Annotated in this window: 20 protein-coding genes; 5 read left to right on the forward strand and 15 right to left on the reverse strand. The window is 71.3% G+C overall.

Annotated features, from left to right (window positions below; translation table 11 throughout):
* Positions 1 to 179: 179 nt before the first annotated feature.
* From ABD140_RS23555 to ABD140_RS23570, 4 genes are all read right to left on the reverse strand, one after another.
* Entirely contained in the window at positions 180 to 1,211 is a 1,032-nt protein-coding gene (locus tag ABD140_RS23555; protein ID WP_344243115.1) for a dipeptidase, read from the reverse strand.
* A gap of 82 nt (positions 1,212 to 1,293) precedes the next feature.
* Positions 1,294 to 2,961 (reverse strand): 2-succinyl-5-enolpyruvyl-6-hydroxy-3-cyclohexene-1-carboxylic-acid synthase, encoded by a 1,668-nt coding sequence (gene menD / locus ABD140_RS23560; RefSeq protein WP_344243116.1) that lies wholly within the window; start codon positions 2,959 to 2,961, stop codon positions 1,294 to 1,296.
* On the reverse strand, positions 2,958 to 3,875 hold the full coding sequence (locus tag ABD140_RS23565) for an o-succinylbenzoate synthase (protein WP_344243117.1): 918 nt from the start codon (positions 3,873 to 3,875) through the stop codon (positions 2,958 to 2,960). The genes menD and ABD140_RS23565 overlap by 4 nt, the downstream gene beginning before the upstream one ends.
* Positions 3,875 to 4,774, reverse strand: a complete 900-nt coding sequence (locus ABD140_RS23570) for a 1,4-dihydroxy-2-naphthoyl-CoA synthase (RefSeq protein WP_344243118.1) — start codon at positions 4,772 to 4,774, stop codon at positions 3,875 to 3,877. The genes ABD140_RS23565 and ABD140_RS23570 overlap by 1 nt, the downstream gene beginning before the upstream one ends.
* 58 nt (positions 4,775 to 4,832) lie before the next feature.
* On the opposite strand from ABD140_RS23570, the gene ABD140_RS23575 reads away from it, so the two are divergent.
* The 3 genes from ABD140_RS23575 to ABD140_RS23585 all read left to right on the forward strand — a co-directional run bounded on the left by ABD140_RS23575 (position 4,833) and on the right by ABD140_RS23585 (position 7,408).
* Positions 4,833 to 5,969, forward strand: coding sequence for an AMP-binding protein (locus ABD140_RS23575; RefSeq protein ID WP_344243119.1), 1,137 nt, complete (start codon positions 4,833 to 4,835; stop codon positions 5,967 to 5,969).
* Positions 5,970 to 6,263: 294 nt separating this feature from the next.
* A complete protein-coding gene (locus ABD140_RS23580; protein ID WP_344243120.1) occupies positions 6,264 to 6,881 on the forward strand; it encodes a hypothetical protein in 618 nt (205 codons plus the stop codon).
* 158 nt (positions 6,882 to 7,039) lie between these two features.
* Positions 7,040 to 7,408 carry a VOC family protein gene (locus ABD140_RS23585; protein ID WP_344243121.1) on the forward strand — a complete coding sequence of 123 codons (369 nt, stop codon included), beginning with the start codon at positions 7,040 to 7,042 and terminating at the stop codon, positions 7,406 to 7,408.
* 176 nt (positions 7,409 to 7,584) lie between these two features.
* On the opposite strand, the gene ABD140_RS23590 is transcribed toward ABD140_RS23585, so the two are convergent.
* From ABD140_RS23590 to arfB, 4 genes are all read right to left on the reverse strand, one after another.
* Positions 7,585 to 8,226, reverse strand: coding sequence for a response regulator transcription factor (locus ABD140_RS23590; protein WP_344243122.1), 642 nt, complete (start codon positions 8,224 to 8,226; stop codon positions 7,585 to 7,587).
* Between the two features lie 12 nt (positions 8,227 to 8,238).
* Positions 8,239 to 9,456 carry a sensor histidine kinase gene (locus ABD140_RS23595; RefSeq protein ID WP_344243123.1) on the reverse strand — a complete coding sequence of 406 codons (1,218 nt, stop codon included), beginning with the start codon at positions 9,454 to 9,456 and terminating at the stop codon, positions 8,239 to 8,241.
* Entirely contained in the window at positions 9,453 to 9,878 is a 426-nt protein-coding gene (locus ABD140_RS23600) for a hypothetical protein (RefSeq protein WP_344243124.1), read from the reverse strand. The genes ABD140_RS23595 and ABD140_RS23600 overlap by 4 nt, the downstream gene beginning before the upstream one ends.
* A 138-nt stretch (positions 9,879 to 10,016) precedes the next feature.
* The gene (gene arfB / locus ABD140_RS23605; protein WP_344243125.1) at positions 10,017 to 10,445 is read right to left on the reverse strand and encodes an alternative ribosome rescue aminoacyl-tRNA hydrolase ArfB; all 429 of its coding nucleotides are present in this window, start codon (positions 10,443 to 10,445) and stop codon (positions 10,017 to 10,019) included.
* A 104-nt stretch (positions 10,446 to 10,549) separates the two neighbouring features.
* On the opposite strand from arfB, the gene ABD140_RS23610 reads away from it, so the two are divergent.
* Positions 10,550 to 11,380, forward strand: a complete 831-nt coding sequence (locus tag ABD140_RS23610; RefSeq protein ID WP_344243126.1) for an oxygenase MpaB family protein — start codon at positions 10,550 to 10,552, stop codon at positions 11,378 to 11,380.
* Positions 11,381 to 11,446: 66 nt separating this feature from the next.
* Here the strand turns inward: ABD140_RS23610 and ABD140_RS23615 are convergent, their stop codons facing one another.
* The 4 genes from ABD140_RS23615 to ABD140_RS23630 form a co-directional block, all read right to left on the reverse strand.
* The gene (locus ABD140_RS23615; protein WP_344243127.1) at positions 11,447 to 12,307 is read right to left on the reverse strand and encodes a S1C family serine protease; all 861 of its coding nucleotides are present in this window, start codon (positions 12,305 to 12,307) and stop codon (positions 11,447 to 11,449) included.
* A 180-nt stretch (positions 12,308 to 12,487) separates the two neighbouring features.
* The gene (locus ABD140_RS23620; protein ID WP_344243128.1) at positions 12,488 to 13,252 is read right to left on the reverse strand and encodes a crotonase/enoyl-CoA hydratase family protein; all 765 of its coding nucleotides are present in this window, start codon (positions 13,250 to 13,252) and stop codon (positions 12,488 to 12,490) included.
* A 6-nt stretch (positions 13,253 to 13,258) separates the two neighbouring features.
* Complete coding sequence (locus tag ABD140_RS23625; protein WP_344243129.1) at positions 13,259 to 14,032, reverse strand: SDR family oxidoreductase; 774 nt, start codon at positions 14,030 to 14,032, stop codon at positions 13,259 to 13,261.
* A 118-nt stretch (positions 14,033 to 14,150) separates the two neighbouring features.
* Entirely contained in the window at positions 14,151 to 15,446 is a 1,296-nt protein-coding gene (locus tag ABD140_RS23630) for a glycoside hydrolase family 1 protein (RefSeq protein WP_344243130.1), read from the reverse strand.
* Positions 15,447 to 15,579: 133 nt separating this feature from the next.
* Between ABD140_RS23630 and ABD140_RS23635 the strand changes: the two genes are divergently transcribed.
* Positions 15,580 to 16,494: a pentapeptide repeat-containing protein gene (locus ABD140_RS23635; RefSeq protein WP_344243131.1), complete on the forward strand. Its 915-nt coding sequence runs from the start codon at positions 15,580 to 15,582 to the stop codon at positions 16,492 to 16,494.
* 1 nt (position 16,495) lies between these two features.
* Here the strand turns inward: ABD140_RS23635 and ABD140_RS23640 are convergent, their stop codons facing one another.
* From ABD140_RS23640 to ABD140_RS23650, 3 genes are read right to left on the reverse strand one after another with little or no spacing between them, the layout of a single operon-like run.
* Positions 16,496 to 16,753 carry a hypothetical protein gene (locus tag ABD140_RS23640; protein ID WP_344243132.1) on the reverse strand — a complete coding sequence of 86 codons (258 nt, stop codon included), beginning with the start codon at positions 16,751 to 16,753 and terminating at the stop codon, positions 16,496 to 16,498.
* A gap of 47 nt (positions 16,754 to 16,800) precedes the next feature.
* A complete protein-coding gene (locus ABD140_RS23645) occupies positions 16,801 to 21,561 on the reverse strand; it encodes a DNA repair ATPase (protein ID WP_344243133.1) in 4,761 nt (1,586 codons plus the stop codon).
* Entirely contained in the window at positions 21,558 to 23,462 is a 1,905-nt protein-coding gene (locus ABD140_RS23650; protein ID WP_344243134.1) for a flotillin family protein, read from the reverse strand. The genes ABD140_RS23645 and ABD140_RS23650 overlap by 4 nt, the downstream gene beginning before the upstream one ends.
* Position 23,463: the final 1 nt, after the last annotated feature.

A 23,463-nucleotide genomic window follows, 5' to 3' on the forward strand; every position in this document is an offset into this window, starting at 1 on the left:
GCACAACCCACCCCCGATCCGCTGAGACGACCGGATACCCCGCCATCGCGTCAAACGATTTTCCGCTCCCGAAGCCCTCCCACCCCTGCACCTTGGCGAGCAGGGAGATCTCCTGACGTCGGGTTTTCCCGAGCAGCTCATCGAGAGCGGCTTCACCGATCAGCCGCGGCGCCGACGGGTCAGGTGAGGCGGGTGGCGAGGAGCCGGTGGAGGTTACCGCCGAGGATCTTGCGGATGTCGGGCTCGGGTCGGCCGCGGGCGAGGAGTTCGCCGGTGAGCAGGGGCAGGCCCGAGGGTCCGGCCAGGCCGGGGAGGGTGGCCATGACGTCGAAGTCGACGGTCGCGGCGGGGTCCTCGCAGCAGGGCGGGGTGAGGTCGGTGTAGACCTCGTGGACGAAGTCCGGGCCGAGGCCGACGTGGTCGATACCCGCCACCGAAGCGACGTGTTCGATGTGGTCGGCCAGCCGGGCGACGGTGTAGCCGGACGGATCAGCGGCCAGAAAACCCGGCAGGAAGTTCACGCAGACCACGCCGCCGGATGCCGCGACGCCCCGGATCTGGTCGTCGGTCAGGTTGCGGTGGTGGTCGCGCAGGGCGCGGGCGCTGGAATGGGTGGCGATCAGCGGCCGGGACGCGAGCTCCAGGACGTGCTCGACCCCGCTGGCGCTCAGATGGGAGATGTCCAGCAGGATGCCGAGCCGTTCCATCTCGGCCACGGCTTGGACGCCCGCGGCGGTCAGGCGGCTCGCGGTGGCGTCCTCGCCGCTGCCGTCGGCGAGCGGGGTGCGTCCCCAGTGCGCCAGTGAGGCGATGCGGACGCCGAGCCGGTGCATGGTCGCGAGGAGCTCGACGTTCGCGTCCAGGCCGGGCATGCTCTCCAGCGCCAGGACCAGCGCGATCTTCCCTTCGGCCAGTGCCGCGTCGATCTGCGGCCCGTCGAGGCAGAGCCGGACGTCCTCGGCGTTGGCCTCGGCGACCGCGTGCGCGCACTCGATCATCCGGAGCGTTTCGCGCAGCGCCCCCTCGGGCCTGAACCGATCGTCGATGAACACCGGGAGCACCTGGATGTCGACTCCGCCCGCGCGGAGCTGGGGCAGCCACCGCTCCCTGAAGAAGGACGCCCACCGGGAGGGCGGGCGGGCCACCACCGCCATCAGCAGGTCGTTGTGCGCATCGGCCACCACCGCGCTCTCATGCAAGTCAGCAGGCATGATCGGCACTGTAGGTGATGCGGCCGGACAAACGTCTCGGTCGGCGTCGTCGACGAGATCCTCGCATGTGAAGGAGGTCGTCTCACAGTACGGACTTGATCGCCTCGTGTGCTGCCTGACGCATGCGGCCGTGCAGGGCCGCGTTCAGTTCGCGGTCGGTGCCGGCTTCCACGATGCGCAGGCCCTCGCCCGCCACGGCGCGGGACAGGCCCGAGGCCTTCTCCAGGCGCTTGTAGGGGATGCCGTGGGCGGCGGCGATGTGCGCCAGCTCCACCTGGTGGGAGGTGCCGAAGACCCGCTCGAACGAGCCGCGCAGCGACGCCTGCGGCAGCAGCGAGAAGATCCCGCCGCCGTCGTTGTTGACCACCACCAGCGCCAGGTCCGGGACGGGCTCCGCCGGGCCCAGCACCAGCCCGTTCTGGTCGTGCAGGAACGCCAGGTCCCCCAGCAGCGCGTACGAGCGGCCGCTGTGCGCCAGCGCCATGCCCATCGCCGTCGACACCAGCCCGTCGATGCCCGACGCGCCGCGGTTGGCCGCCACCCGCAGGCCGCGGCGCGGCCGCATCGTCTGGTCCAGGTCGCGCACCGGCATCGACGCCGACGCGAACAGCAGCGAACCGCCCGGGATCGACGCGGCCAGGTCGCGGGCCAGCCGCGGCTCGGTGACCTCGTCGCTCTCGTCCAGCACCCCGTCCACCGCGCCGGCCGCCGCCTGGTCGGCGGCCTTCCAGCCCTTCAGCCAGCCGTCGTCGCCCGACACGACCGGGATCTCCACCTCCTGGGCGACCTGCGTGGCCGAACGCACCGGGTCGGGCCAGCGCGCCAGCGACGGGCTCACCACGATGTGCTGCGGCGCGTGCCGCAGCAGCGCCAGCAGCGGCTTGGACAGCCCCGGCTTGCCGAGCGTCACCACCACCTCCGGGCGGTACCGCTCCACGAACTCCGGAACCCCCAGCAGGAAGTGGTACGACGACACCGCGTTGTCGCCGTAGCGGCCGTTGCCGCTCGGCTCCGACAACACCGGCCAGCCGGCCATCGACGCCGCCGCCACGTAGCGCTTGACGTTCGCCGCCCCGTCGCCCACCACCAGCACGCCGCGGCGCGTCGCCGGGACCCGCAGCACCGCCCCCGGCATCCCCGAGCGCACCTTCGTCCACGGCCCGCCCTCCGCGCCGGAGTCCAGCGGCTCGCACCACGGCTCGTCCCCGCCCGGAATGAGCGGCTCGCGGAACGCCACGTTCAGGTGCACCGGCCCCGGATCGGGCACCAGCGCCGCCGCGTACGCGCGGCTGGCCATCGACCGCCAGTAGGCGACCATCCCCGGCCGCTCCTCCGGCGCGCCCACCTCGCACGTCCAGCGCACCGCCGAGCCGTACAGCTTCACCTGGTCGATGGTCTGGTTGGCGCCCGTCCCCCGCAGCTCCGGCGGCCGGTCGGCGGTCAGCACCACCAGCGGCGTCCCCGTCTCCGACGCCTCGATCACCGCCGGATGGAAGTTCGCCGCCGCCGTCCCCGACGTGCACACCAGCGCCACCGGACGGCCCGAACGCTTGGCCAGGCCCAGCGCCAGGAACGCCGCGGACCGTTCGTCCACGCGCACGTGCAGGCGGACGCGCCCGGCCCGGTCGGCGGCCTCCAGCGCCAGCGCCAGCGGTGCCGACCTCGATCCCGGCGCCAGCACGGCCTCCGCCATCCCCGCACACAGCAGCTCGTCCACCAGCACCGTCGCCAGCGCGGTCGCCGGATTCATGCGCTCCCCGCTTCTTCAGCTCGCCGACGCCACGCTCCGGGATCCACCTCGAAACGCGCCAGCTCCTCTTCCGTCACCTCGGGGCGGCGCACCGCGATGCACCCGTCCTCCACCCGCAGGGGGTCGGCCGCCACGTCGCCTTCCAGCAGCTGCAGCGTCGCCAGCCCGCACGCGTACGGCAGCTCCGGCAGCGCGGCGGCCAGCGCCAGCCCCGCGGCCAGCCCCACCGAGGTCTCCACCGCGCTGGACACCACGACCGGCAGCCCGATCTCCTCGGCGATCCGCAGCGCCGGACGCACCCCGCCCAGCGGCTGCACCTTCAGCACCGCCACGTCGGCGGCCTCGGCGTCGCGGACCCGGTACGGGTCCTCGGCGCGGCGGATCGACTCGTCCGCCGCCACCGGGACCTCCACCCGCCGGCGCACCTCGGCCAGCTCCTCCACCGTCGCGCACGGCTGCTCGACGTACTCCAGGCCGAAGCGGTCCAGCAGCCGCACCATCCGCACGGCACGGTCGACGTCCCAGCCGCCGTTCACGTCGATGCGCACCCGGCCGTCCGGTCCGATGGCGTCGCGGACGGCCTCGACACGCGCCAGGTCGTCGGCGTCGCTCTGGCCGCGCTCGGCGACCTTCACCTTCGCCGTCCGGCAGCCGCCCGCCTTCACGATCCGGTGCGCCTGCTCGGGCCCCACCGCGGGGACCGTCACGTTCACCGGGATCCGCTCGCGCAGGGGCGCGGGCCAGCCCTCGAACGCCGCCTCGCGGGCCGCGGCCAGCCAGCGGGCCGCCTCGGCGGGGCCGTACTCGGCGAACGGCGAGAACTCTCCCCACCCCGCCGGGCCGCGGAGGAGCGCGCCGTCCCGGCGCGTCAGTCCCCGGAACCGGGTGCGCATCGGGATGGAGAAGGCACGCATCAGCTGTACCAGGGGTAGGGCGACCAGTCGGGGTCGCGCTTCTCCAGGAACTGGTCACGGCCCTCGGCCGCCTCGGCGGTGCCGTAGGCCAGCCGCGTGGCCTCGCCCGCGAACACCTGCTGGCCCACCAGGCCGTCGTCGATGAGGTTGAAGGAGAACTTCAGCATCCGCTGCGCCGTCGGCGACTTGCCGTTGATCTTCGCCGCCCACTCCAGGGCGGTGTTCTCCAGCTCCTCGTGCGGCACCACCGCGTTGACCATGCCCATGCGGTGGGCGTCCTCGGCCGAGTACGTCTCGCCCAGGAAGAAGATCTCCCGCGCGAACTTCTGGCCGACCTGGCGGGCCAGGTACGCCGAGCCGAAACCGCCGTCGAAGCTGGCGACGTCCGCGTCGGTCTGCTTGAACCGGGCGTGCTCGCGCGAGGCGATCGTCAGGTCCGAGACCACGTGCAGGCTGTGCCCGCCGCCCGCGGCCCAGCCCGGCACCACGCAGATGACGATCTTGCCCATGAACCGGATCAGCCGCTGCACCTCCAGGATGTGCAGCCGGCCCGCCCGCGCCGGGTCGATGCCCTCGGCGGTCTCGGTCTCGGAGTACTTGTAGCCGTCCTTGCCGCGGATGCGCTGGTCGCCTCCGGAGCAGAACGACCACTTGCCGTCCTTGTCCGAGGGGCCGTTGCCGGTGAGCAGGATGACGCCGACGTCGCCGGTCAGGCGCGCGTGGTCGAGGGCGCGGTACAGCTCGTCCACCGTGTGCGGACGGAAGGCGTTGAGCACCTCGGGGCGGTTGAAGGCGATGCGGACCGTACCCTGGTCCACTGCCCGGTGGTAGGTGATGTCGGTGAAGTCGAAACCTTCGACTTCTTTCCACCTGTTCGCGTCGAAAAGCTGGGAGACCATGCGCTCTATTCAATCGCTTCCCCGGCCCCTCTTCGGCCACGGGTAACCTGATCAAGCCATGAGACCCCTCCACGCCGCCGTCCTGCCGCCCGGACCCCGCCTGCTGAAGGCCCTGGCGGCCGCCCTGGACGGCTCCGGGCCCGCCCTCCTCCCCCTCTCCCCCGGACTGCCGCCCGCCGCCCTCAAACGGCTCCTGGAGGCCGCGCGGCCCGCCGCCCTCGTGGACGCCGACGGCCCGCGCCCGCTGCCCGGAGGAAGGCCCACCGCGGCCGCCGTGCTGATCGCCACCTCCGGGTCCACCGGCCTGCCCAAGCTCGTGGAGCTGCCCGCCGAGGCGCTGCTGGCCTCGGCCCGCGCCACCCTGGAGCGGGTGGGCGGCGCCGACGCCCCGTGGCTGTGCTGCCTGCCCACCAGCCACATCGCCGGGATCCAGGTGCTGGTGCGGGCGCTGCTGGCCGGAACGGAACCGGTGGTCCACCCCGGCTTCGACCTCGCCGCGGTCGCCGGCGCCGGACGGGTGCACGTCTCCCTCGTCCCCACCCAGCTCGGGCGGCTGCTGGACGCGCGGGCCGAGCTCGGGCGGTACGCCTCGATCCTGCTGGGCGGCGCGGCGGCCCCGGCCGTGCTGCTGGAGCGTGCCAGGGCCGCCGGGGCGCGGATCTTCACCACGTACGGGATGAGCGAGACCAGCGGCGGCTGCGTCTACGACGGCGTGCCCCTGGAGGGCGTGCGGGTCTCCCTGGCCGGCGACGGCAGGATCCGGCTGGCGGGTCCCGTGCTCTTCTCCGGCTACCGCGGGGAGGCCGCCCGCTCCGGCGAGTGGTTCACCACCAACGACCTGGGCGCCGTCGACGCCGACGGCCGGCTGCGCGTGCGGGGCCGGGCCGACGACGTCATCAACACCGGCGGCGAGAAGGTCGTCGCCGGGGAGGTCGCCGCGGTGATCTCGCGCCACCCGGCCGTCCGGGACGTGGTGGTCGTGGGCCGCGACGACCCCGAGTGGGGCCAGCGCGTGACGGCCGTCGTCGTGGCGGAGGCGCCGCTGGGCCTGGAGGAGGTGCGCGCGTGGGTGCGCGCCGAGCTGCCCGCCCCCGCCGCGCCGCGGGAGCTGGAGCTGCGTGACGCGCTGCCGCTGCTCCCTTCGGGCAAACCCGATCGCAAGGCTCTGCAGAGACCCGCCGCCTTTACAAAGTAAGTCCAGTTGTGAGCTAGAACGCCATGCGCGAGGTGAACCTCCCGCGCCCCCCGCACGTCTCTTGAGTGTCAGGAGCCGTCAGGAACGGCTCGACCGCATCCGAAACCCCGCGCCGCCGCCGGATCGCGCGGCACGGGCGGGCGGCACGTCTCCCCAGCTCACACCGCGGACCGGTGGCCGGGAGTTCTGCCGCTCGGGAACATTCTGGACATGTTCTTCCGTTTCGGATAGTGCGCACCAAATGGCTCAGCATGGCTCACCTGCCAGTCGTCAGAGAAGGGAGGGCCGGTTCCCATGCCCCGCAAGCCCGCAGTGAACTCGCCCATCGAGCAGGGCGGCACACACCTCGACGACCTGCTGGCGCTGGGCCGTTCCCGCGGCAGCCTCTCCCTCACCGAGGTCCGCCAGGCGTTCGAGGAGGCCGGGATCACCCCCGCCCAGGGACGGTCCCTGCTCAAGCAGCTCTCCGAGGACGGCGTCAGCCTGGCCGACACCGTCTCCAGCGCCGAGGCCGCCCCCCGGACGCGCCGGTCCCCCGCCAAGAAGGCGACCGCGACCACCGCGAAGAAGACTGCCGGCAAGGCCAGCACCACCGCGAGCGCCCCCGCCCGGCGGGCCGGGACGCGCGCCGCGGCGGCCCCCCCCCCCCCCCCCCCGCCCCCCCCCCCCCCCGCCCCGGCGTCCTCCCCGGCCTCCTCCTCCGCGCTCTCGGCCGCCCCGTCGGCCGTCACCGCCCCGCCGGTCCCCGCGGCCCCGGTGTCCTCCTCCCTGGCCGCGGCCGGCTCCTCCCCCGAGCCCGTCAAGCCCGTGAAGCCCCTGACCCCGGCCCCCTCGTCCCCCTACGCCCTGGACGACGACCCCATCCCCGCCCAGCTCCCCTCCCCCGTCCCCCCGTCCGACCCCACCCTCTGACGGCCCGGACGGCCCGGACGGCGGCCGGACGCCCCCACGTTCCCGCGAAGGCGGCCTCCCCGAGGGAGGCCGCCTTCGTCATGTCCTTTTCGTTCAAGACCGCGGGCGCGCGACCTGCGAGGCTGGAGCGCTCCATCCGTACGACGAAGGAAACCACGATGCTCCTCGGCCTCCGCACGATCGTCTATCCCGCCCCCGACCTCGCGGCGGCGACGGAGTGGTACACCCGCCTCCTGGGCTTCGCCCCCTACTTCGAGGAGCCCTACTACGTCGGTTTCGACGTCGGCGGCTACGAGCTCGCCCTGCAGCCGCCCCACCTGCTCGGCGGCGACACCCCCGTCACCTACTGGGGCGTCCCCGACATCGGCGCCGCCCTGGCCCGCCTCCTGGAGCACGGCGCCACCGAGCACGGCCCGGTACGCGAGGTCGGCGGCGGCATCCGCGTCGCCACCGTCCTCACCCCCCAGCACACCGTCCTCGGCATCATCGAGAACCCGCACTTCGCCCCCCGGGAGAAGACCGGCTGAGAGCCCGCAACGCTCCCCGACGACCGCCGGTCCGCATCCAGCGGTCCGCGGTCGGTGGCTGGCGGTCGGTGGTCGGCGACCAGCAACCGACGGTCGGCGGTCCGCAGTCAGCAGTCGACGGCCGGTGGTCCGCGGTCTGCGGTCTGCGGTCGGTGGGGGTTTCGGTGGTCGGGTCGTCAGGTGCCTTCCAGGTAGCGCAGGACCGCGAGTACCCGGCGGTGGTCGTCGCCGGAGGGCGGGAGCCCCAGCTTGGTGAAGATGTTGGCGATGTGCTTCTCGACGGCTCGGCCGGAGACGACGAGGCGGCGGGCGATGGCGTCGTTCGTGCGTCCTTCGGCCATCAGCGCCAGGACCTCCCGTTCCCGGGGGGTCAGGGCGTCCAGGGCGCCGCGGGGGGCGCCGAGCAGGTGCGGCAGCACCTCGGGGTCGAGGGCGGTTCCGCCCCCGGCCACCCGCCGCAGGGCGTCCACGAAGTCGTCCAGGTCGGCCACCCGCTCCTTGAGCAGGTATCCGACGCCCGCCGCGGACCCGGCGACGAGGTCCTTCACGTACCGGGTCTCGACGTACTGCGAGAACAGCAGGATCCCGACGCCCGGATGGTCGCGTCTCAGCCGCAGAGCGGCGCGCAGGCCTTCGTCCGTGTGGGTCGGCGGCATCCGGATGTCGATGACGGCGATGTCCGGAACGTGTTCGGCCACCGCCCGTTCCAGCGCCTCGGCGTCCCTGACCGCGGCCACGACGGTGTGCCCGCGCAGCTCCAGCAGCTGGGCGAGGCCGTCCCTGAGGATGACGGCGTCGTCGGCGATCACCACCCGCATGGGTTCCCCTCCTCATCTGTCCGCGGGCAATTCAACCGTGATCCTCGTGGGCCCGCCCGCGGGGCTGTGGATGAGCAGCCGGCCGTCCACCGCCCCGACCCTGTCCCGCAGGCCGGCCAGCCCCGAGCCGGGAAGGACCGTCGCACCGCCGCGGCCGTCGTCGGCCACCTCGACGCGCAGCAGGTCGCCGTCCAGGGACGCGTCGACCCGCGCCTCGTCCGCGCCGCCGTGCTTGGCCGCGTTGGTGAGCAGTTCCGCGACGCAGAAGTAGGCGATGGACTCGACCGCCGGCCTGAGCCTCGGGACCGCCGCGTCCAGCGTGGTGCGCAGGGGGACCGTGTCGGCGAGCGCGGTCAGCGCGGCCTCCAGCCCCTGGTCCAGTACCGGCGGGTGGATGCCTCGGACCAGCTCGCGCAGTTCCCGTACCGCCAGGGACGCGGTCTCCTGCGCCTTGCCCGCCAGCTCCCGGGCGGAGCCTTCGGGAACGCTCTCCCGCAGCAGGGTGAGCTGCATGATGAGGGACACCATCCGGACCTGCGCGCCGTCGTGCAGGTCGCGTTCGATCCGCCGGAGCACGGCCGCGGACTCGTCGACGACCAGGGCGCGGCTCTCCTCGAGGTCCCTGATGCGCGCGGCGGGGCGCCGGGGGCCGAGCAGCAGGCGCAGCAGCAGCCGGTGCGGCAGCAGGACGAGGTGGACGGCCTTCGGCGCGAGCCACAGCAGGCACAGCCCCGCCAGCGAGACGAGGAGCGTCCGGGGGAAGGGCTCCAGTGCGAATCCGGCGAGCGTCCAGCCGCCCTCCACCCGGTTCCAGCCGAGCGCCTGCTGGATCGGAAAGGTCAGGGCCACCGCGCCCCAGCACCAGGTGACGATGACGGTGGCGGCCTGGATCAGTGCCTGGGGCGGCTGGAGCAGGAAGAAGGCGACGGCACGCCACCCGTACGGATCCGTGAGCCGGGACTGCATCCTGCCGTAGAAGCCCGGCAGTTCCCGCCGGGGCGGGGGCTGCTCGATCCGCTCTCCCAGCAGCGCGGCGGCGAGCCGGCGCTGCGCTCCGCCGAGCCTCCTCGCGCCGAGAAGGCCCGCGGCCAGGAGGGGCACTCCGATCGCGGTGACGGACAGCACCGTGCCGAGCAGCAGGACGCCCGCCGTGAAAGCCGCAGCGAGCACTCCGAACACCATTCCGAACAGGATGTAGGCAAGTTCCTTTCCCGCCCGTTCTCCTCTCATCCGGCAGATGCTCCCAGGATCCTGCGCTGTACGGAAACGAAGCCGGCGACGACCCAGGGCATGAGGAACAGGAAGACCAGTCCGCCCAGGGCGTGGACGGCCCAGGCGCCGAGCAGCGTGGGGCCGCCCCAGGCGTTCTCCAGCGAGCCATCGAAACCGATCAGCGGACGGAGCGGGTACGCCAGGTTCATGGGGACGATCGACCAGCCGTAGAGGACCACCAGCGTCGCCGCGAGGTCGAACGGCAGCGCCAGCAGCCCGCGCAGCCGCCGGGTCGGGACCTCGCCGCCGAGCAGCCGTCCGCCCAGCCGCTGCCGCAGGCGTCCTCCGTCCAGCAGGGAGACCACGTCCAGCGGAGCGGAGAGCAGGATGTAGAGGCTGCGCCGCCAGGGGGCCGGACCGAAGGGGAGTTTGTCGTTCATGCCGTCGATGCTGCCGAAAGACGGCCGACGCATCGATCGTGCGGCCACGGAACCCGGGGGTTCGGTTTACCCCACCCTCCGGGCCGCCGAGCACAGCGGCGCCCCTCCTCGAACACGGAGCGGCGGCCCTCGCCCGGGTCACCAGTCGCGGCGGCGGCCCTCCTTGAGGGCGGAGCGGTGCTTCTTGTTCTGGAGGCGGCGTTCGATCATGCCCTTGGAGGGCTTGGTGGGGCGGCGGCGGCGCGGGGGCGGGGCGATGGCGTCGCGCAGGAGGGCGGCGAGGCGTTCGCGGGCGGCGTCGCGGTTGCGCAGCTGGGAGCGGTACTCCTCGGCGCGGATGGTGAGGACGCCGTTCGCCAGGCGGTGGGCGAGGCGCTGGAGGGCGCGGTCGCGCAGGGGGTCGGGCAGCGAGGGGGAGTTCGCCACGTCGAAGGAGAGTTCGGCGGCGGTGGCGCTGGTGTTGACGTGCTGGCCTCCGGGGCCGGAGGAGCGGGAGAAGCGCCAGCTGAGCTCGGTCTCCGGGATGGCGACCGAGCCGCTGATCGGGATCTGGCCGGTCGCGGACATGTCCCCATTATCGACAAAGACGGGGGCCGTGTCGTTTTCTTTTCCCGACTCCGGTGAGGCAAGTCACTCGCGCAGTACGGAAGTACTTACTTACACTCGTGCCCATGACCGAACCCGGCTTGTTCCAGGACGACGACGTCATCCGGAGGATCACGCGCGAGGGCATCCTCATCGCCTCCGGAGGCGCCGCCTCCGTCCTTCAGACCTCCCACCCAGGCGTCGGGCAGGGCGTCTACGACCACAGCTACACGTTCAAGAACCCGCTGGCCCGGCTCCAGAACACCATGGAGTGGCTGTACGCGGTGCAGTTCGGCAGCACGGAGGAAGCCGAGATCATCAGCTCCTTCGCCCGGAGGATGCACGACACCGTCAACGGCCCGGACTACGACGCCCAGGACGCCGAGCCCCAGGTGTGGGTGGGCGCGACGCTCTTCGACGTCTCCCTGCGCTTCTACCAGGCGCTCTTCGGCCGGCTCGGCCCCGACGAGATCGAGGAGTTCTACCAGCAGACGCGCGTCTACGCGCAGCTGATGGGCGCCCCGGCCGAGGCGCAGCCGCAGGACTTCGCGGAGTTCAAGGTCTACTACCGCAAGCAGCTCGACTCCTTCGAGCTCACCGAGGCGTCCAAGAAGGTCGCCCACCAGCTGCTCTACGCCGATCGTCTACCGCTGTACATGCGGCCGGGAATGGGGGCGATCCGGCTGCTCACCGCGGGTCTGATGCCCGAGCCTCTGCGCACGCAATACGGCTGGGAATGGAACGCGGCGCGGGAGCGGCGCTTCATCATGCTGGTCAACGCGCTGCGGATCGTCTACCCGCGGCTGCCTCTGTCCGTCCGGACGCTGCCGCGCGAGTTCTACAGCCGCAACATCCGCAAGAAGGTGGAGCGGGCCAAAGGCCGCGCCTCCCGCCTCTCGGTGCGTTCCAGCGCCTGAGAAGGTGCGCCGGGTCCCGGGATTCCACCCCCCAGTGAACCCGGAACCCGGCGCGACCGGCACCGGTCAGGATCTGACCGGCGAGTATTCGGAACGGTCCAGGATACGGTCCGTCACGTCCTTGACGGTACGGACGGGGATGGCGAAGCCGACGCCGATGCTCCCGGTGTCCATCCCGGTGGTGGCGATCGCGGTGTTGATGCCGATCAGCCTGCCCCCGCCGTCGACCAGCGCGCCACCGGAGTTGCCAGGGTTGATCGCCGCGTCGGTCTGTATCGCGTCGTGGAGGGTGGTGCCGCCGGTCTCGGCGATGGTGCGGCCCAGCGCGCTGACGATGCCGGTGGTCACCGAACCGTCCAGGCCCAGGGGGCTGCCCATCGCCACCACGGTGTCGCCGACCGACAGGGAGTCGCTGTCGCCCAGGGTGACCGCGGTCCGCCCGCTCACCCCGCGCGCCCTGATCACCGCGAGGTCGTTCTCGGTGCTGGTGCCCACCACGTCGGCCTCGGCGGTGCCGCCGTCGCTGAACTTGACGGTGATCTGCTCCGCGCCGTCGATCACGTGCGCGTTGGTGACGATCACGCCGTCGGCCGAGAGCAGCACTCCCGAGCCGCTGGCCTGGGCGCCGGGCGCGGTGGCGCTGAGGGAGACCACCGAGGGCTGGACCGCCGCGGCGATCCGGGCGATCGATCCGCCGCTGGCCACCCCTTCCACCGAGACGGACCCGGCGGAGGCCGGCCCGTCCTGGGTCAGGAAGAGCGCGCTCGCCGCGCCGGCGGCCCCGCCGGCGAACGCCAGCGAGGCCGCGGCGGCGAGGGCCACGAGCTTGTGCCGGACGGTCGGAAGGCCCTTGGGTCGCTCCGGACGCAGCTGGTACGGAGCCTGCCTCTCCGGATACCACTGCGGAACGCCCTGGTGCGCTTCCATGAATCCCCCCAGATTCCTGTCTCAACCGTCCGGTCGACGCGTGACCGTCACTAGAGAGAATGCTGGTGAAAAGTGAGGAATTCCTTAAGCAAGCCTGGTCAGACACCAAGGAAAACTCCCGAGAACGGCCAAAGGCCGCATCCCACAGGGGATGCGGCCTCCGGACGGAGCAAAAAAGATCTACTCTCCGCTCCAGTTCGGCTTGCGCTTCTGCGCGAAGGCCGCGGGGCCCTCCTGCGCGTCCTTGGAGACGAAGACCGGACCGGAGATCTCGTTCTGCTTGGCCCACATCTCCTCGGGAGCCCAGTTCGCGGACTCCACGATGATCTGCTTGGTGGCGGCCAGCGCCAGCGGGGCGTTCTCCGCGATCTTCGCGGCCAGCTCCTTGGCGGCCTCCAGGGCCTTGCCGGGCTCGGCGATCCGGTTCACCAGGCCGTAGGAGGCCAGCTTCTCGGCGCCGTAGAAGTCACCGGTGAGGGACATCTCCATGGCGATGTGGAACGGGATGCGCTTGGGCAGGCGCATGAGGCCGCCCGCCGCCGCCACCAGGCCGCGCTTGGGCTCGGGGAGCCCGAACTTGGCCTCGGACGACGCCACGATCATGTCCGCGGCCAGCGCGATCTCGCAGCCGCCGGCCAGGGCGTAGCCCTCGATCGCCGCGATCAGCGGGGTCGCCGGGGGGCGCTCGACGATGCCGGCGAAGCCGCGGCCCTCCACGAAGGGCATCTCGCCCTTGAGGAAGCCCTTGAGGTCCATGCCGGAGCAGAAGGTGCCGCCGGCGCCGGTGATGATGCCGACCGCCAGGTCCTTGCGGCTGTCGAGCACGTCCAGCGCCGCCGCGACGCCCTTGGCCACGTCCGCGTTGATCGCGTTCTTGGCCTCGGGCCGGTTGATCGTGATGACGAGAACGCCGCCATCTTCCTCGGTGAGAACTGCGTCGCTCATGTTGTCCTACTTCGGCTGGAAACGGATGCCACCGTCGAAACGGACGGTCTCCCCGTTCATGTAGTCGTTCTCGATGAGCGCGCGGACCAGGTGGGCGAACTCCGCCGCGGTGCCCATGCGCTTGGGGAACGGAACGGGAGCGGCCAGGGTGGCCTTGAACGCCTCGGCGGCCTCGCCCTCACCGTAGATGGGGGTGTCGATGATGCCGGGGCAGACGGTGTTGACCCGGACGCCGATCGCCGACAGGTCGCGCGCGGCCGGCAGGGTCATGCCCACGATGCCGCCCTTGGAGGCGGAGTAGGCGACCTGGCCGGTCTGGCCCTCCAGGGCGGCGACGGACGCGGTGTTGATGACCACGCCGCGCAGGCCGTCCTTGTCCACCGGCTCGGTGGCGCCGATGGCGGCCGCGCCCAGGCGCATGAGGTTGAAGGTGCCGATCAGGTTGATCTGGATGACCTTCTCGAAGGTGTCCAGCGGGTGCGGGACGTTGCCCTTGCCGACGGTCCGGGTGGCCCAGCCGATGCCGGCGCTGTTGATGACGATGCGCAGCGGGGCGCCGGTGTCGACGGCGGCCTGGACCGCGGCCTGGACCTCGGCCTCGTTCGAGACGTCGGTCTTGACGAAAACGCCACCGATCTCGTCGGCCAGCGCCTTGCCCTTGGCCTCGTTCAGGTCGGCGATGACGACCTTGACGCCCTTGGCCGCGAGGTCGCGGGCGCAGGCCTCACCAAGGCCGCTCGCGCCACCGGAGATGACAGCGGATGCTCCGTTCAGTTCCATAACCAGCACCTTACTAGAGGAGACCGAATGACGTTCGGCCGGTAGTTACCCACCGGTCAGGACGAAGGATAACCACCCTCCCCCGCCCCGGCCGGAACCACCCTCCCCGAGCGGTGGATCAGGGCGCCGGAGGCGTGGGGACCCGGCCCGAACACGTGGCCGCGGGGTCCTCCACGGAGCACCACCCGGGACGCTTGACGGGGACGTACCCCGCCGGGACCCCCCTACGCGCGATGACGGACCGGTAGGTCGCGACGCCGTCCGTGGGCACGCGGCGCAGCTCGCGGTCCTTCTTCACGTCGACCGTGTAGAGGCCGAACCTGGCGCGGTAGGAGCCCCACTCGTAGTTGTCGGTGAGGGACCAGTAGTTGAAGCCCATCACCTTCACTCCGTCCGCCAGCGCCCGCTGCACCCAGTACAGGTGGTCGCGGAGGTGCTGGGAGCGGGTGTAGCCGTCCTTCCTCGGCTTGCCGTTGTCGGTGGCCATGCCCGCCTCCACGATGTAGAGGGGCAGCTTCGGCAGGCGCCGCTGGTACTTCTTCAGGACGTAGTAGAGGCCTTCCGGCTGGGCTTCGACGTTCCAGAACGCGCCCGTGGCGGCGTTGACGGCCGTGAGGTTCTCGGCGTTGGCCCCGTAGTAGTAGTCGACACCGATGAAGTCGAGTTTGTCCGTCACCTCGTTGAAGACGGCCATGTCGAAGAGGCCGTTGACGGGCGAGCCGTAGGCGACGTTGGTGGAGACCATCGCGCCGGGCCGGAGACGGTGGATGAGGTCATAGGCCGCGCGGTGCGCGCGGATCAGGTGGCGACTCATCACGGGCACCTTCGACAGGGGCAGCTTCCCGTCCGTGACCTCGTGGAAGATGTACTGGCTCGCCTCGTTGAAGGTGATCCACAGGGTGTCGCCGCCGCCGTACCGCTTGACCACGAAGCGCACGAACCTCAGCCAGTCCTGGACGGTCTTCTCGTTCTGCCAGGCTCCCCTGTCGTGCACCCAGCCGGGGTGGACCCAGTGGTTCAGCGTGATCATCGGCCGCATCCCGTTCGCGCGGACGCGCCGGAACAGGTCGTCGTAGTAGCGGATCTCGCGCCAGTCGTACCGGCCCTTGCGCGGTTCTATCCGCGCCCACTCGACGGAGGTGCGGAAGACGCCGACGCCGAGATTCGCCGCCCGTTTCAGGTCCTGCGGATACCGGTGGCGGAAGTCGATGGAGTCGCCGTACGCCTCCTTCTTGCGGGCGTACCTCGTCCAGTTGCTGTCGGGGAAATGCCCTTCGGACTGGAAGCCCGAGGTCGCGACTCCCCAGAGGAACCCCGGTGGAAACCGTACGGGAGGGGTGGAGGTGGCGTTCGCGGGGACCGCGACGAGCAGAGAAACGAACAGCACCACGAGAGAAACGGCGGTCCGAACCACGTGATCACTCCTTCCGGTGCCCGGAAGGTACGCCGATCTATCCTCCAGTACCACTGTTACGTCCTATTGCGGCCCTCTTGCGTTCTCCGGGAGCGGGTAGACCACTCCCGTGGACCTGATGCCAGGCGGCAAAGTGGATCTGCGAGGCCGCGTCGTCGGCCCCGAGGAATGGGCGGCGGTACGCGCCGCCGCCACCGGCCCGGACGGCACGGTACGGCTGGGACGCTGCTGGTTCGAAGACGCCCGGATCGAAGAGGTGTCCTTCCACGGCGTCGTCTTCGAAGGAGACGTCTCCTTCTGCCGCGCCGAGTTCGGCAAGGGCGTGTCCTTTTACCAGACGGTCTTCGCGGGCAACGCCTCCTTCTGCGAGGCGGTCTTCGCGGGCAACGCCTCGTTCCACGAGGCGGCCTTCCACGGGCACGCCGACTTCTCCCGCACCCGTTTCCGCGGTGACGCCCTGTTCGGCCACGCGCTCTGGCGCCGTGACGCGGACTTCAGCGGGGCGTTCTTCCAGAACGCCGCCGACTTCGACCGCGCGGACTTCCGGCGTGACGCGGCCTTCCACGAGGCGTATTTCCGTTCGGCCGTCTCCCTACGGCACGCCGACGTCTCGCGGAACCTCACGTTCAGCCGCGCGTCGTTCCACGGCGACGCGTGGATCGGCCCGCTCACCGCGGGAGGCCGGGTGGGACTGGACGCCGTGCGCTCCTTGCGCCGGCTGAGGATCTCCGTACGAGCCCCGGCCGTCACGGCGCGGCACGCCGTGCTGGAGCGGGCCCACCTCCGGACGCCCGCCGACCTGTCGCAGGCCGTGGTGGGAGAGCTCCTCCTGGACGGCTGCGATCCGGGCCTCTGCTCCTTCGAAGAGACCCGGATTCGTTCCCGGACCGTCCGGGGCGGCCCCGTCATCGCGGAGCCGGACCGGACGCGTCATCCGCTGGCGGTCGCCTTGAGCGCGGTGGCGCTGCTGGTCATCGCCTTCGCGGCGCTCATGTCACTGCGGCAGACCGGCCACGCCCCCCTTCATCTGGCCCGCCTGCGCCCGTGAGTCACTTCCGGAGGGCGTCCACGCCGCGCTTGGCCAGCCAGGAGGCGTAGACGGCCAGGCCCGCCAGGCCGACCTTGCGGGTCTGCGGAACGGCGATGGCCGTGCCGAGCGCCAGTTCGGTCACGCCGTTGCGCTGCACCCAGTCGCCGGTGCCCTCGGGGAAGAGCGGCCGGGTGATCAGCTCGAACGGCTTGGGGGCCACGAGGTGCGCCAGCCCGGTGACGGCCAACACGATTCCGGCGTTCCGCAGATCAGCCATGATCTTGTCCTTTCGACTCAGGGCATCACCTTATTGGACAAGGCGTCTCACCGGGAGCCCAGAGTGCGCTGAATCTCGGCGAGCCGGTCGGCCAGCAGGCCCAGCGCGCCCACCGCGCGGGTCACCGGATCGTCCTCCGCTCCGCCGAGGGCCAGCGTGCGCAGGTAGGCCGCCTTGACGTCGTTCCAGCGCTCCTCCTTCTCGTCGGTGAGCGTGCCGCGCAGCTCGGCGAGCTTCAGCAGGTTGGCCTCCGCGCCACTGGTGAGCGTCTGCGCCTCGCCCAGGTAGTGGTCGTCGATGACCGCTTCCAGCTCGGCGTCGTTCATCACCGGCACGACCTTCTCCGCCAGCTTGTTCATGTTGCGGTAGCTGCCCTGGAGCAGGAACGGCGGCTCGGTGCGGCTCCCGTCGGACTGCGCGGCCGAGGCGATGTACGCCTGGTTGTTGGCAAGGACGACCTGCTGGACGCGCAGCAGCTTGCGCAGGACGGACACGATCTGGTCCAGCTCCACCCGCGCGTACGGGTGCGAGAGCTGGTCCGCCCGCACGTCCTGGTCGCCGGAGGCCATGCGGACGAGGAGCTCCACGTCCTTCCTGTCCCGGGTGGACAGCGGCGCCAGGACCGGGTTGGAGGTGAGGGAGTTCTCGATGTAGCTGAGCGAGAACAGCTCCTCCCGGCCGGACAGCACGTCGCCGAGGTTCCACACGTCCGCGCGGTTGGCGAGCATGTCCGGGATGCGGAAGCGCTGCCCGGACTCGGTGTACGGGTTGCCCGCCATGCAGATCGCGAAGCGCTTGCCGCGCATGTCGTAGGTCTTGGTGCGCCCGTTCCAGACGCCCTCGATCCGGCGCTGCGCGTCGCACAGGGAGATGAACTTCTGCAGCAGCTCCGGTGAGGTGTGCTGGATGTCGTCCAGGTAGAGCAGGACGTTGCCGCCCATCTCCAGCGCGAAGTTGATCTTCTCGACCTCCTGGCGCGACGTCGCGTCGGGCGCCTCGGCCGGGTCGAGCGAGGTCACGTGGTGGCCCAGCGAGGGCCCGTTGACCTTCACGAACACCAGGCCGAGCCGGGAGGCGACGTACTCCATGAGCGTCGTCTTGCCGTAGCCGGGCGGCGAGATGAGCAGCAGCATGCCCATCTGGTCGGTGCGCTTGGCGTCGCCGGCCGCGCCGAGCTGCTTGGCGAGGTTGTCCCCGATCAGCGGAAGGTAGACCTCGTCCAGCAGCCTGTTGCGGACGAACGCCGACATCACCTTGGGCTGGAACTCGTGGAGGCGCAGCCGCGCCCGCTCCTTCTCGACGAGCTCGTTGCGCCGCTTCTGGTAGGCGCGGAAGCCCGGCACCCGCTCCTCGTGGAACCTCCCGACCCGTGCCAGCAGCTCGTCCAGCCGGACTTCCATCCGCCGGTCCGCGATGCGCGCGTGGGTGCCGAGGAGCCCTTCCGCGACGCCCTTGATCGACGCCGAGGAGTCCTGGCGGTCCAGGGTCGGGCACAGTTCCAGCGCCACGGCCTCGGGAAGGTCGTCGTCCGGCAGTCCTTGGGCCGCGGCGTAGGCGGCCAGCCACGCCGAAACGAGCTGGCTCCGCTCCCGCAGACCGCTCAGGCCGCGCAGATCCTGGTCGTAGTCCCCGCGGCGTGCGCCCAGCGCGCGGTGGAAGCCCTCCACCAGGTCCCGAGCCGACCTGCTCGCGACGAAACCCGGCGAAGCCAGCTCCGCGACGAGGTACTCACCCGCGAGCGCCGCGTCCTCCCCGTGCCCGAAGGCCGCGACGGCCTCCGCGAGCTCGGAGGAGAGCGCGGCGAGAGCCGGAGTGGTGCCGAAGAGCTCCCGGGCACGCGCCAGTGACGCCGCACGCGTACGCCAGGTGCCACGGCTCTGGTCGTCCGTGCCGTGCGTCCAGAAGATCTGCGCCGCGGCCCTCGCGGCGGACGGGTACCGCAGCAGTCCGGCGCCTTCCCGCAGCCGGACGAGCACTTCCAGGATCACCGCGGCATCGTGGTCGTGCACCCCGCGCTCGTAACCCTCGTCGTAACGCTCGGCCGCCGCCTTCTGGACGAGTTCCAGCAGGCCGTCGGTCGTGCGCACCTCGTCCAGAAGGGTGGCCGCCAGATACTCCGCCCGGTACACCTCCCGGCTCTCCGAGACGAGCGACTGCGACCAGTACGGACGCGTGGACTCGAATTCCGGGTCCACGACGGGGCTGCGGTAGTCGGTGCCCGTGACGGTGAACGCCAGCCGGTCCTCGAACGGGACGAGGGTCAGCTCGGCGGGCTGGGTGTTGACGGCGAACCTGTGGCGCCCCAGCTTGATGGTGTCGCCGTCGAAGAGGTCCAGCCGGTCGCGCAGCGCCCGTCCGGCCTCCTGGCGGGCGGTCTTGATCCGCCCTTCCAGCTCCTCGGCGCGGACCTGGTCGCCGAGCTCCCGCAGCTCCTCGGCGGTGGCGCGCAGCTTCGCGACCATCGGGTCGGTCGCGAAGTAGGTGTTGACCTCGTCCAGCGACGACAGGCCGCTCACCCGCCGCGTCACGCCGCCCAGGATCCGGTCCGCGGAGGCCACGAGCCGGTCCGCTCGGCGCGTCCGCTCGTCCAGAAGCGCCTGCTTGCGCGAGGAGAACGCCTCGTAGACGTCCTCGCGCTTGGCCTCCAGCTCCGCCAGGTAGTCGTCGAACTCGGCGAACCGCGACTCCAGCGACTCCAGCTGGAGCAGCAGTTTGCCGAGCTGCTCGTCGCACTGCTCGGGCGTGCCGGCCGCGGCCAGCGCGGCGGTGATGGCCTGGCCCAGCAGCGCGAACTCCGCGGCGAACGCGGCCCTGCCCTCGGCCGACAGCAGCTCGCGGCGGCGGCCGTCCAGGGTGGCGCGTGCCCTGTTGACTCCGCCGAGCACCTCGCCGATCCGGGCGAGGATGCCCGTGCGGACGGTCGCATCGCCGATGTCGAGCGAGCCGACGATCTCGGTGACGGTCTCCAGCGCTCCGGCCTGCTCGGTGAGCTTGTCCTTCACCGGCTCGGCCTCGGCGACCTTGCGGATGCCGGCGGCCTCCTCGACCAGCCCCTCGACCGTCGTGCGGTAGCCGTCGAAGGCGTCCGGGCGCGCCAGGAACGCCACCGCCCGCTGCGCGGCCGCCTCGATGTCCCCGGTGAGCCCTTCGGCCAGCGCGTCGAGCCGTTCGAGATCGGCGTAGCGCATCTCCCGCAGCGTCACCAGGTGCCCCTGCTGCGCGCGGAGGGCGGCCAGCTGCCGCACCCACGCGTCAGCCGAGGCGGGCATCTCACCGCGGACCCGGCGCACCAGCGAGGTGATCTCGGTGTCGGCCTTCTCCACGGCCTCCGCCGCCTGCGCGGTGAGGACCTGGACGGACTCGAACTCCTCCAGCATCTGCCCCGCGGTGTCCCGCACGGCCGCCAGGGCGTCGGCCAGACCGTGCTCGCCCAGCCAGTGGTAGTGGTCGAAGGTCCTGCCGCAGGCCGCTATCAGCGCTTCGAAGACCGGCACGGACGGCGCCATCTCGCCGACCATGCGGGACACCGAGAGGCAGTCGGAGATCCCGCGCACCAGGTCGGCGTTGCCGATCTTCTCCAGCGGCCCGGTGCCCGCCGGAGCGCTCTCGTCGGACTTGAACGGCGTCTGCCACACCTGCATCGGATGCGAGCGGGTCGGCTCGTCGGAGTCCGCGCGGAAGATGATGAGCGTGCCGTCGTCGAACAGCGAGTAGCCGTGCCCGACGAGCGGCGTCGCGACCTCCTTGCGGATCACGTTGTAGGGCAGCAGCAGCCAGCGGCCCTCCGTGCGGGCGTGGAAGACGTACAGCACGTCCTCGCCGTTGCCCGAGCGGATGACCCGCTCGTACTCCAGGTCGTCGGTGACGGTGTCGAAGGTCTTGGCCGCCCCCGTCTCCAGGTAGTAGCCGCCCGGGAAGATGATCCCGTGGTCCTCCGGGAGCCGCCGGCACGCCTGCCCGATGCCGTCCAGACGCAGCACTTCCCTGGTGCGCGTGTTGAAGACCAGGTACCGCACGACCGTCTCGTTGTAGGGGCGGATCCGCAGCAGGATCAGCCCCCCGACGCGGGCGTAGGCGATGTCGGCGTCCGCCAGCGACTGCAGCGGCTCGTCGACGGGCTCGCTGTAGATGCCCTCGCCCGTCTCCGTGTTGTCCTCGACCTTGATGGTGAGGTCGCCGCCGACGGTCTCGACGAACACCTCTCCCCCGATCGACACGTGCGGGTGCTCGCCGAGCACGTGGTCGGCGCGGGTGGTCTCGGTCCAGGTGAAGTCGAACGGCGGGGGGAAGACGTGGTCGCGCTCCCCCCGGTTGTCCAGGTAGTTCCCGTCGGCCGACCAGCGCAGGACGCGCTGGTCGGCGCCGGTCTGGAAGACCGCGAGGAGCTTGCCGTCGACCACCCGCAGCTGCATGAGGCGGGTGTCCCGGTAGTACCGGTAGAGGTCGCCGAAGTCCTTGACGAACCCCGGGTCCTCCAGGAAGGCGGCCTTCTCCTCGGTGAAGGAGAACGTCTCCCCGTCGTGCACGAACCGGTGCGTCGAGAACACGTCCGCGACGGTCGTCTCCGGCTTCATGCCGATGAAGACGTTGTAGCCGAACAGCATCAGCCCGCCGAACGCGACGGCGTCGCGCGGCACGCAGTTGTTGGCCGTGCGGACCCGCTCGGTGCCCACGAGCCGCAGCTCCGAGCCGCCGAACACCTCCAGGCGGGCGGTGTTCAGCGCCTCTGCGCGCTCCTTGAGCCCGGCGGCCTGCGCCGTCAGCCGGGACCTCAGTACCTCGTAGGTCCCGGCGTCCAGCTCACTCACTTGGCGGCCTTCCCGTTGACCCGCTCGAGGACGTCACCGACCAGCCCGGTGACCAGTTCGCCGGTCAGCGGCGCGTTCTCCACGACGGCGTCCACGCTCTTGCCGAGCGCGATCGAGCCGACGAGCTTGTCGAAGAAGACGCTGTCGCCGCCGACGATGCTGATGTCGGCGGTCTCCAGGCCCTTGGAGACGACGCTCGCCTGCGCCTGCGCGATGTCGCGCTGCATCTCCAGGCCGGCCATGCGCAGGTCGCGCTCGGCCTCCAGGGTGAGGCGGAACTCCTCGTGGCCGCGGCTCGCCTCGGTGAGGGCGGCCATCGCGGCGGCCTTCTCGGTGAGGCCCTCGGCCTCGCCCTTGAGCTTCTCGCGCAGCGCGTCCGCGCCCGCCAGCGCCTTCTCGCGCTCGGCGACCGCCTCGGCCTTGCCGATCTGCTCGGCGGCCTCGGCCTGGGCGAGGGACTTCTCCCGCAGCACGATCGCCTCGGCGCGGCCCTGCTTCTCGATCGCCTCGGCGTCGCGCTCGCGGACCTGGACGTCGGCCAGGCCCTTGGCCGCGGCCTCGGCCTGCTGGCCCTCGGCCATGCGGATCATCGCGCGGGCGTCGAGGTCGGCCGCCTGCTGGCGCGACTCGGCGAGGATCAGCGCCTCGCGGGCGCGGAACGTCGCGGCCTGCTCAGCGGCCTCGGCCGCCTTGATGTCCTTGACGAGGTTCTCCTGCGCCTCGGCCTCGGCGGCGATGATGGTGGCCTGGCGCATGCGCTCGGCCTCCTCCACGACCTGGAGGCGCTTGATGTTCTCCTCCTGCTCGACCACGGTCTTCTCGACCGCGACGCGCTCGCGGACGACCTCGGCGATGTCGCGCTTCTCGGCCTCGACCTCCTTGTCCTTGGCGATCTTGGACAGTTCGGTCGCCCGGTCGCGGGCGATCACCTCGAGCTGGCGGTCCTTCTCGATGCGCTCGGCCTCGATGGCCATCACCCGGCGCTTGTTGAGCTCGGCGACGGCGATCTCCCGCGCCTTGTTCTCCTCCTGGATGCCCAGCTGTTCCTCGGTGCGCAGCTCCGCGGCCTGCGCGCGCAGCCGCTCCTCGGCCACGACCCGCGCGGTCTCGGCCTCCTCGCGGGCCCGGACCGTCTCGATCTCGCGCTTCTGGCGGATCTCCGCGTCGGTCTGGCGCCGCTCCAGCTCCAGGATGGCCTCCCGGGCGTCGACGTTCTGCCGGGTGATCTCCTTCTCCTCGCTGCGCTGGAACTCGTTGGTGCGCACGTGCTCGATCGCGGTGAGCTCGGTGATCTTCCGGATGCCCTGGGCGTCCAGGATGTTGCGGCTGTCGAGCTGGCCGACCGGGGTCTGCTCCAGGTAGTCGATGGCCGCGTCCTCCAGGCTGTAGCCGTTGAGGTCGGTGCCGATCACCTGGATGATCTGGTCGCGGAACTCGTTGCGCTTGGTGTAGAGGTCGACGAAGTCGAGCTGCTTGCCGACGGTCTTCAGCGCCTCGGAGAACTTGGCGTTGAACAGCTCCTGCAGGGTGTCCTGGGACGAGGCGCGCGTGGTGCCGATCGCCTGGGCGACCTTCACGACGTCCTCGGCCGTCTTGTTCACCCGGACGAAGAACGTGATGCGGATGTCGGCGCGGATGTTGTCGCGGCAGATGAGCCCTTCACGCCCGGTCCGCGCGATCTCGATGGTCTTCACCGAGATGTCCATGAACTCGGCCTTGTGGAGGACCGGCAGCACCACGGCCCCCGTGAAGGTCACGTCGACCTTCTTCACCTTCGAGATGATCAAGGCCTTGCCCTGCTCGACCTTGCGGAAGAGCCGGGTGAGGATGAAGACGAGGCCGAGGAGGATCAGCAGGACGACGCCTACCAGGATCAGCAGGCCGGTGGACACGGCTTCCAAT

Source organism: Actinocorallia libanotica (assembly GCF_039525175.1).
GTDB classification, from domain to species: Bacteria; Actinomycetota; Actinomycetes; order Streptosporangiales; family Streptosporangiaceae; genus Actinocorallia; species Actinocorallia libanotica.

What these genes read in the sequence shown, in the direction of transcription:
- ABD140_RS23640 (WP_344243132.1), bottom strand. Translation starts at nt 16,753, where the DNA reads ATGGCTGATCTGCGGAACGCCGGAATCGTGTTGGCCGTCACCGGGCTG.
- ABD140_RS23595 (WP_344243123.1), bottom strand. Translation starts at nt 9,456, where the DNA reads ATGAGAGGAGAACGGGCGGGAAAGGAACTTGCCTACATCCTGTTCGGA.
- menD (WP_344243116.1), bottom strand. Translation starts at nt 2,961, where the DNA reads ATGAATCCGGCGACCGCGCTGGCGACGGTGCTGGTGGACGAGCTGCTG.
- ABD140_RS23570 (WP_344243118.1), bottom strand. Translation starts at nt 4,774, where the DNA reads ATGGTCTCCCAGCTTTTCGACGCGAACAGGTGGAAAGAAGTCGAAGGT.
- arfB (WP_344243125.1), bottom strand. Translation starts at nt 10,445, where the DNA reads ATGTCCGCGACCGGCCAGATCCCGATCAGCGGCTCGGTCGCCATCCCG.
- ABD140_RS23580 (WP_344243120.1), top strand. Translation starts at nt 6,264, where the DNA reads ATGCCCCGCAAGCCCGCAGTGAACTCGCCCATCGAGCAGGGCGGCACA.
- ABD140_RS23615 (WP_344243127.1), bottom strand. Translation starts at nt 12,307, where the DNA reads ATGGAAGCGCACCAGGGCGTTCCGCAGTGGTATCCGGAGAGGCAGGCT.
- ABD140_RS23555 (WP_344243115.1), bottom strand. Translation starts at nt 1,211, where the DNA reads ATGCCTGCTGACTTGCATGAGAGCGCGGTGGTGGCCGATGCGCACAAC.
- ABD140_RS23575 (WP_344243119.1), top strand. Translation starts at nt 4,833, where the DNA reads ATGAGACCCCTCCACGCCGCCGTCCTGCCGCCCGGACCCCGCCTGCTG.
- ABD140_RS23590 (WP_344243122.1), bottom strand. Translation starts at nt 8,226, where the DNA reads ATGCGGGTGGTGATCGCCGACGACGCCGTCATCCTCAGGGACGGCCTC.
- ABD140_RS23610 (WP_344243126.1), top strand. Translation starts at nt 10,550, where the DNA reads ATGACCGAACCCGGCTTGTTCCAGGACGACGACGTCATCCGGAGGATC.
- ABD140_RS23620 (WP_344243128.1), bottom strand. Translation starts at nt 13,252, where the DNA reads ATGAGCGACGCAGTTCTCACCGAGGAAGATGGCGGCGTTCTCGTCATC.
- ABD140_RS23600 (WP_344243124.1), bottom strand. Translation starts at nt 9,878, where the DNA reads ATGAACGACAAACTCCCCTTCGGTCCGGCCCCCTGGCGGCGCAGCCTC.
- ABD140_RS23565 (WP_344243117.1), bottom strand. Translation starts at nt 3,875, where the DNA reads ATGCGTGCCTTCTCCATCCCGATGCGCACCCGGTTCCGGGGACTGACG.
- ABD140_RS23585 (WP_344243121.1), top strand. Translation starts at nt 7,040, where the DNA reads ATGCTCCTCGGCCTCCGCACGATCGTCTATCCCGCCCCCGACCTCGCG.
- ABD140_RS23625 (WP_344243129.1), bottom strand. Translation starts at nt 14,032, where the DNA reads ATGGAACTGAACGGAGCATCCGCTGTCATCTCCGGTGGCGCGAGCGGC.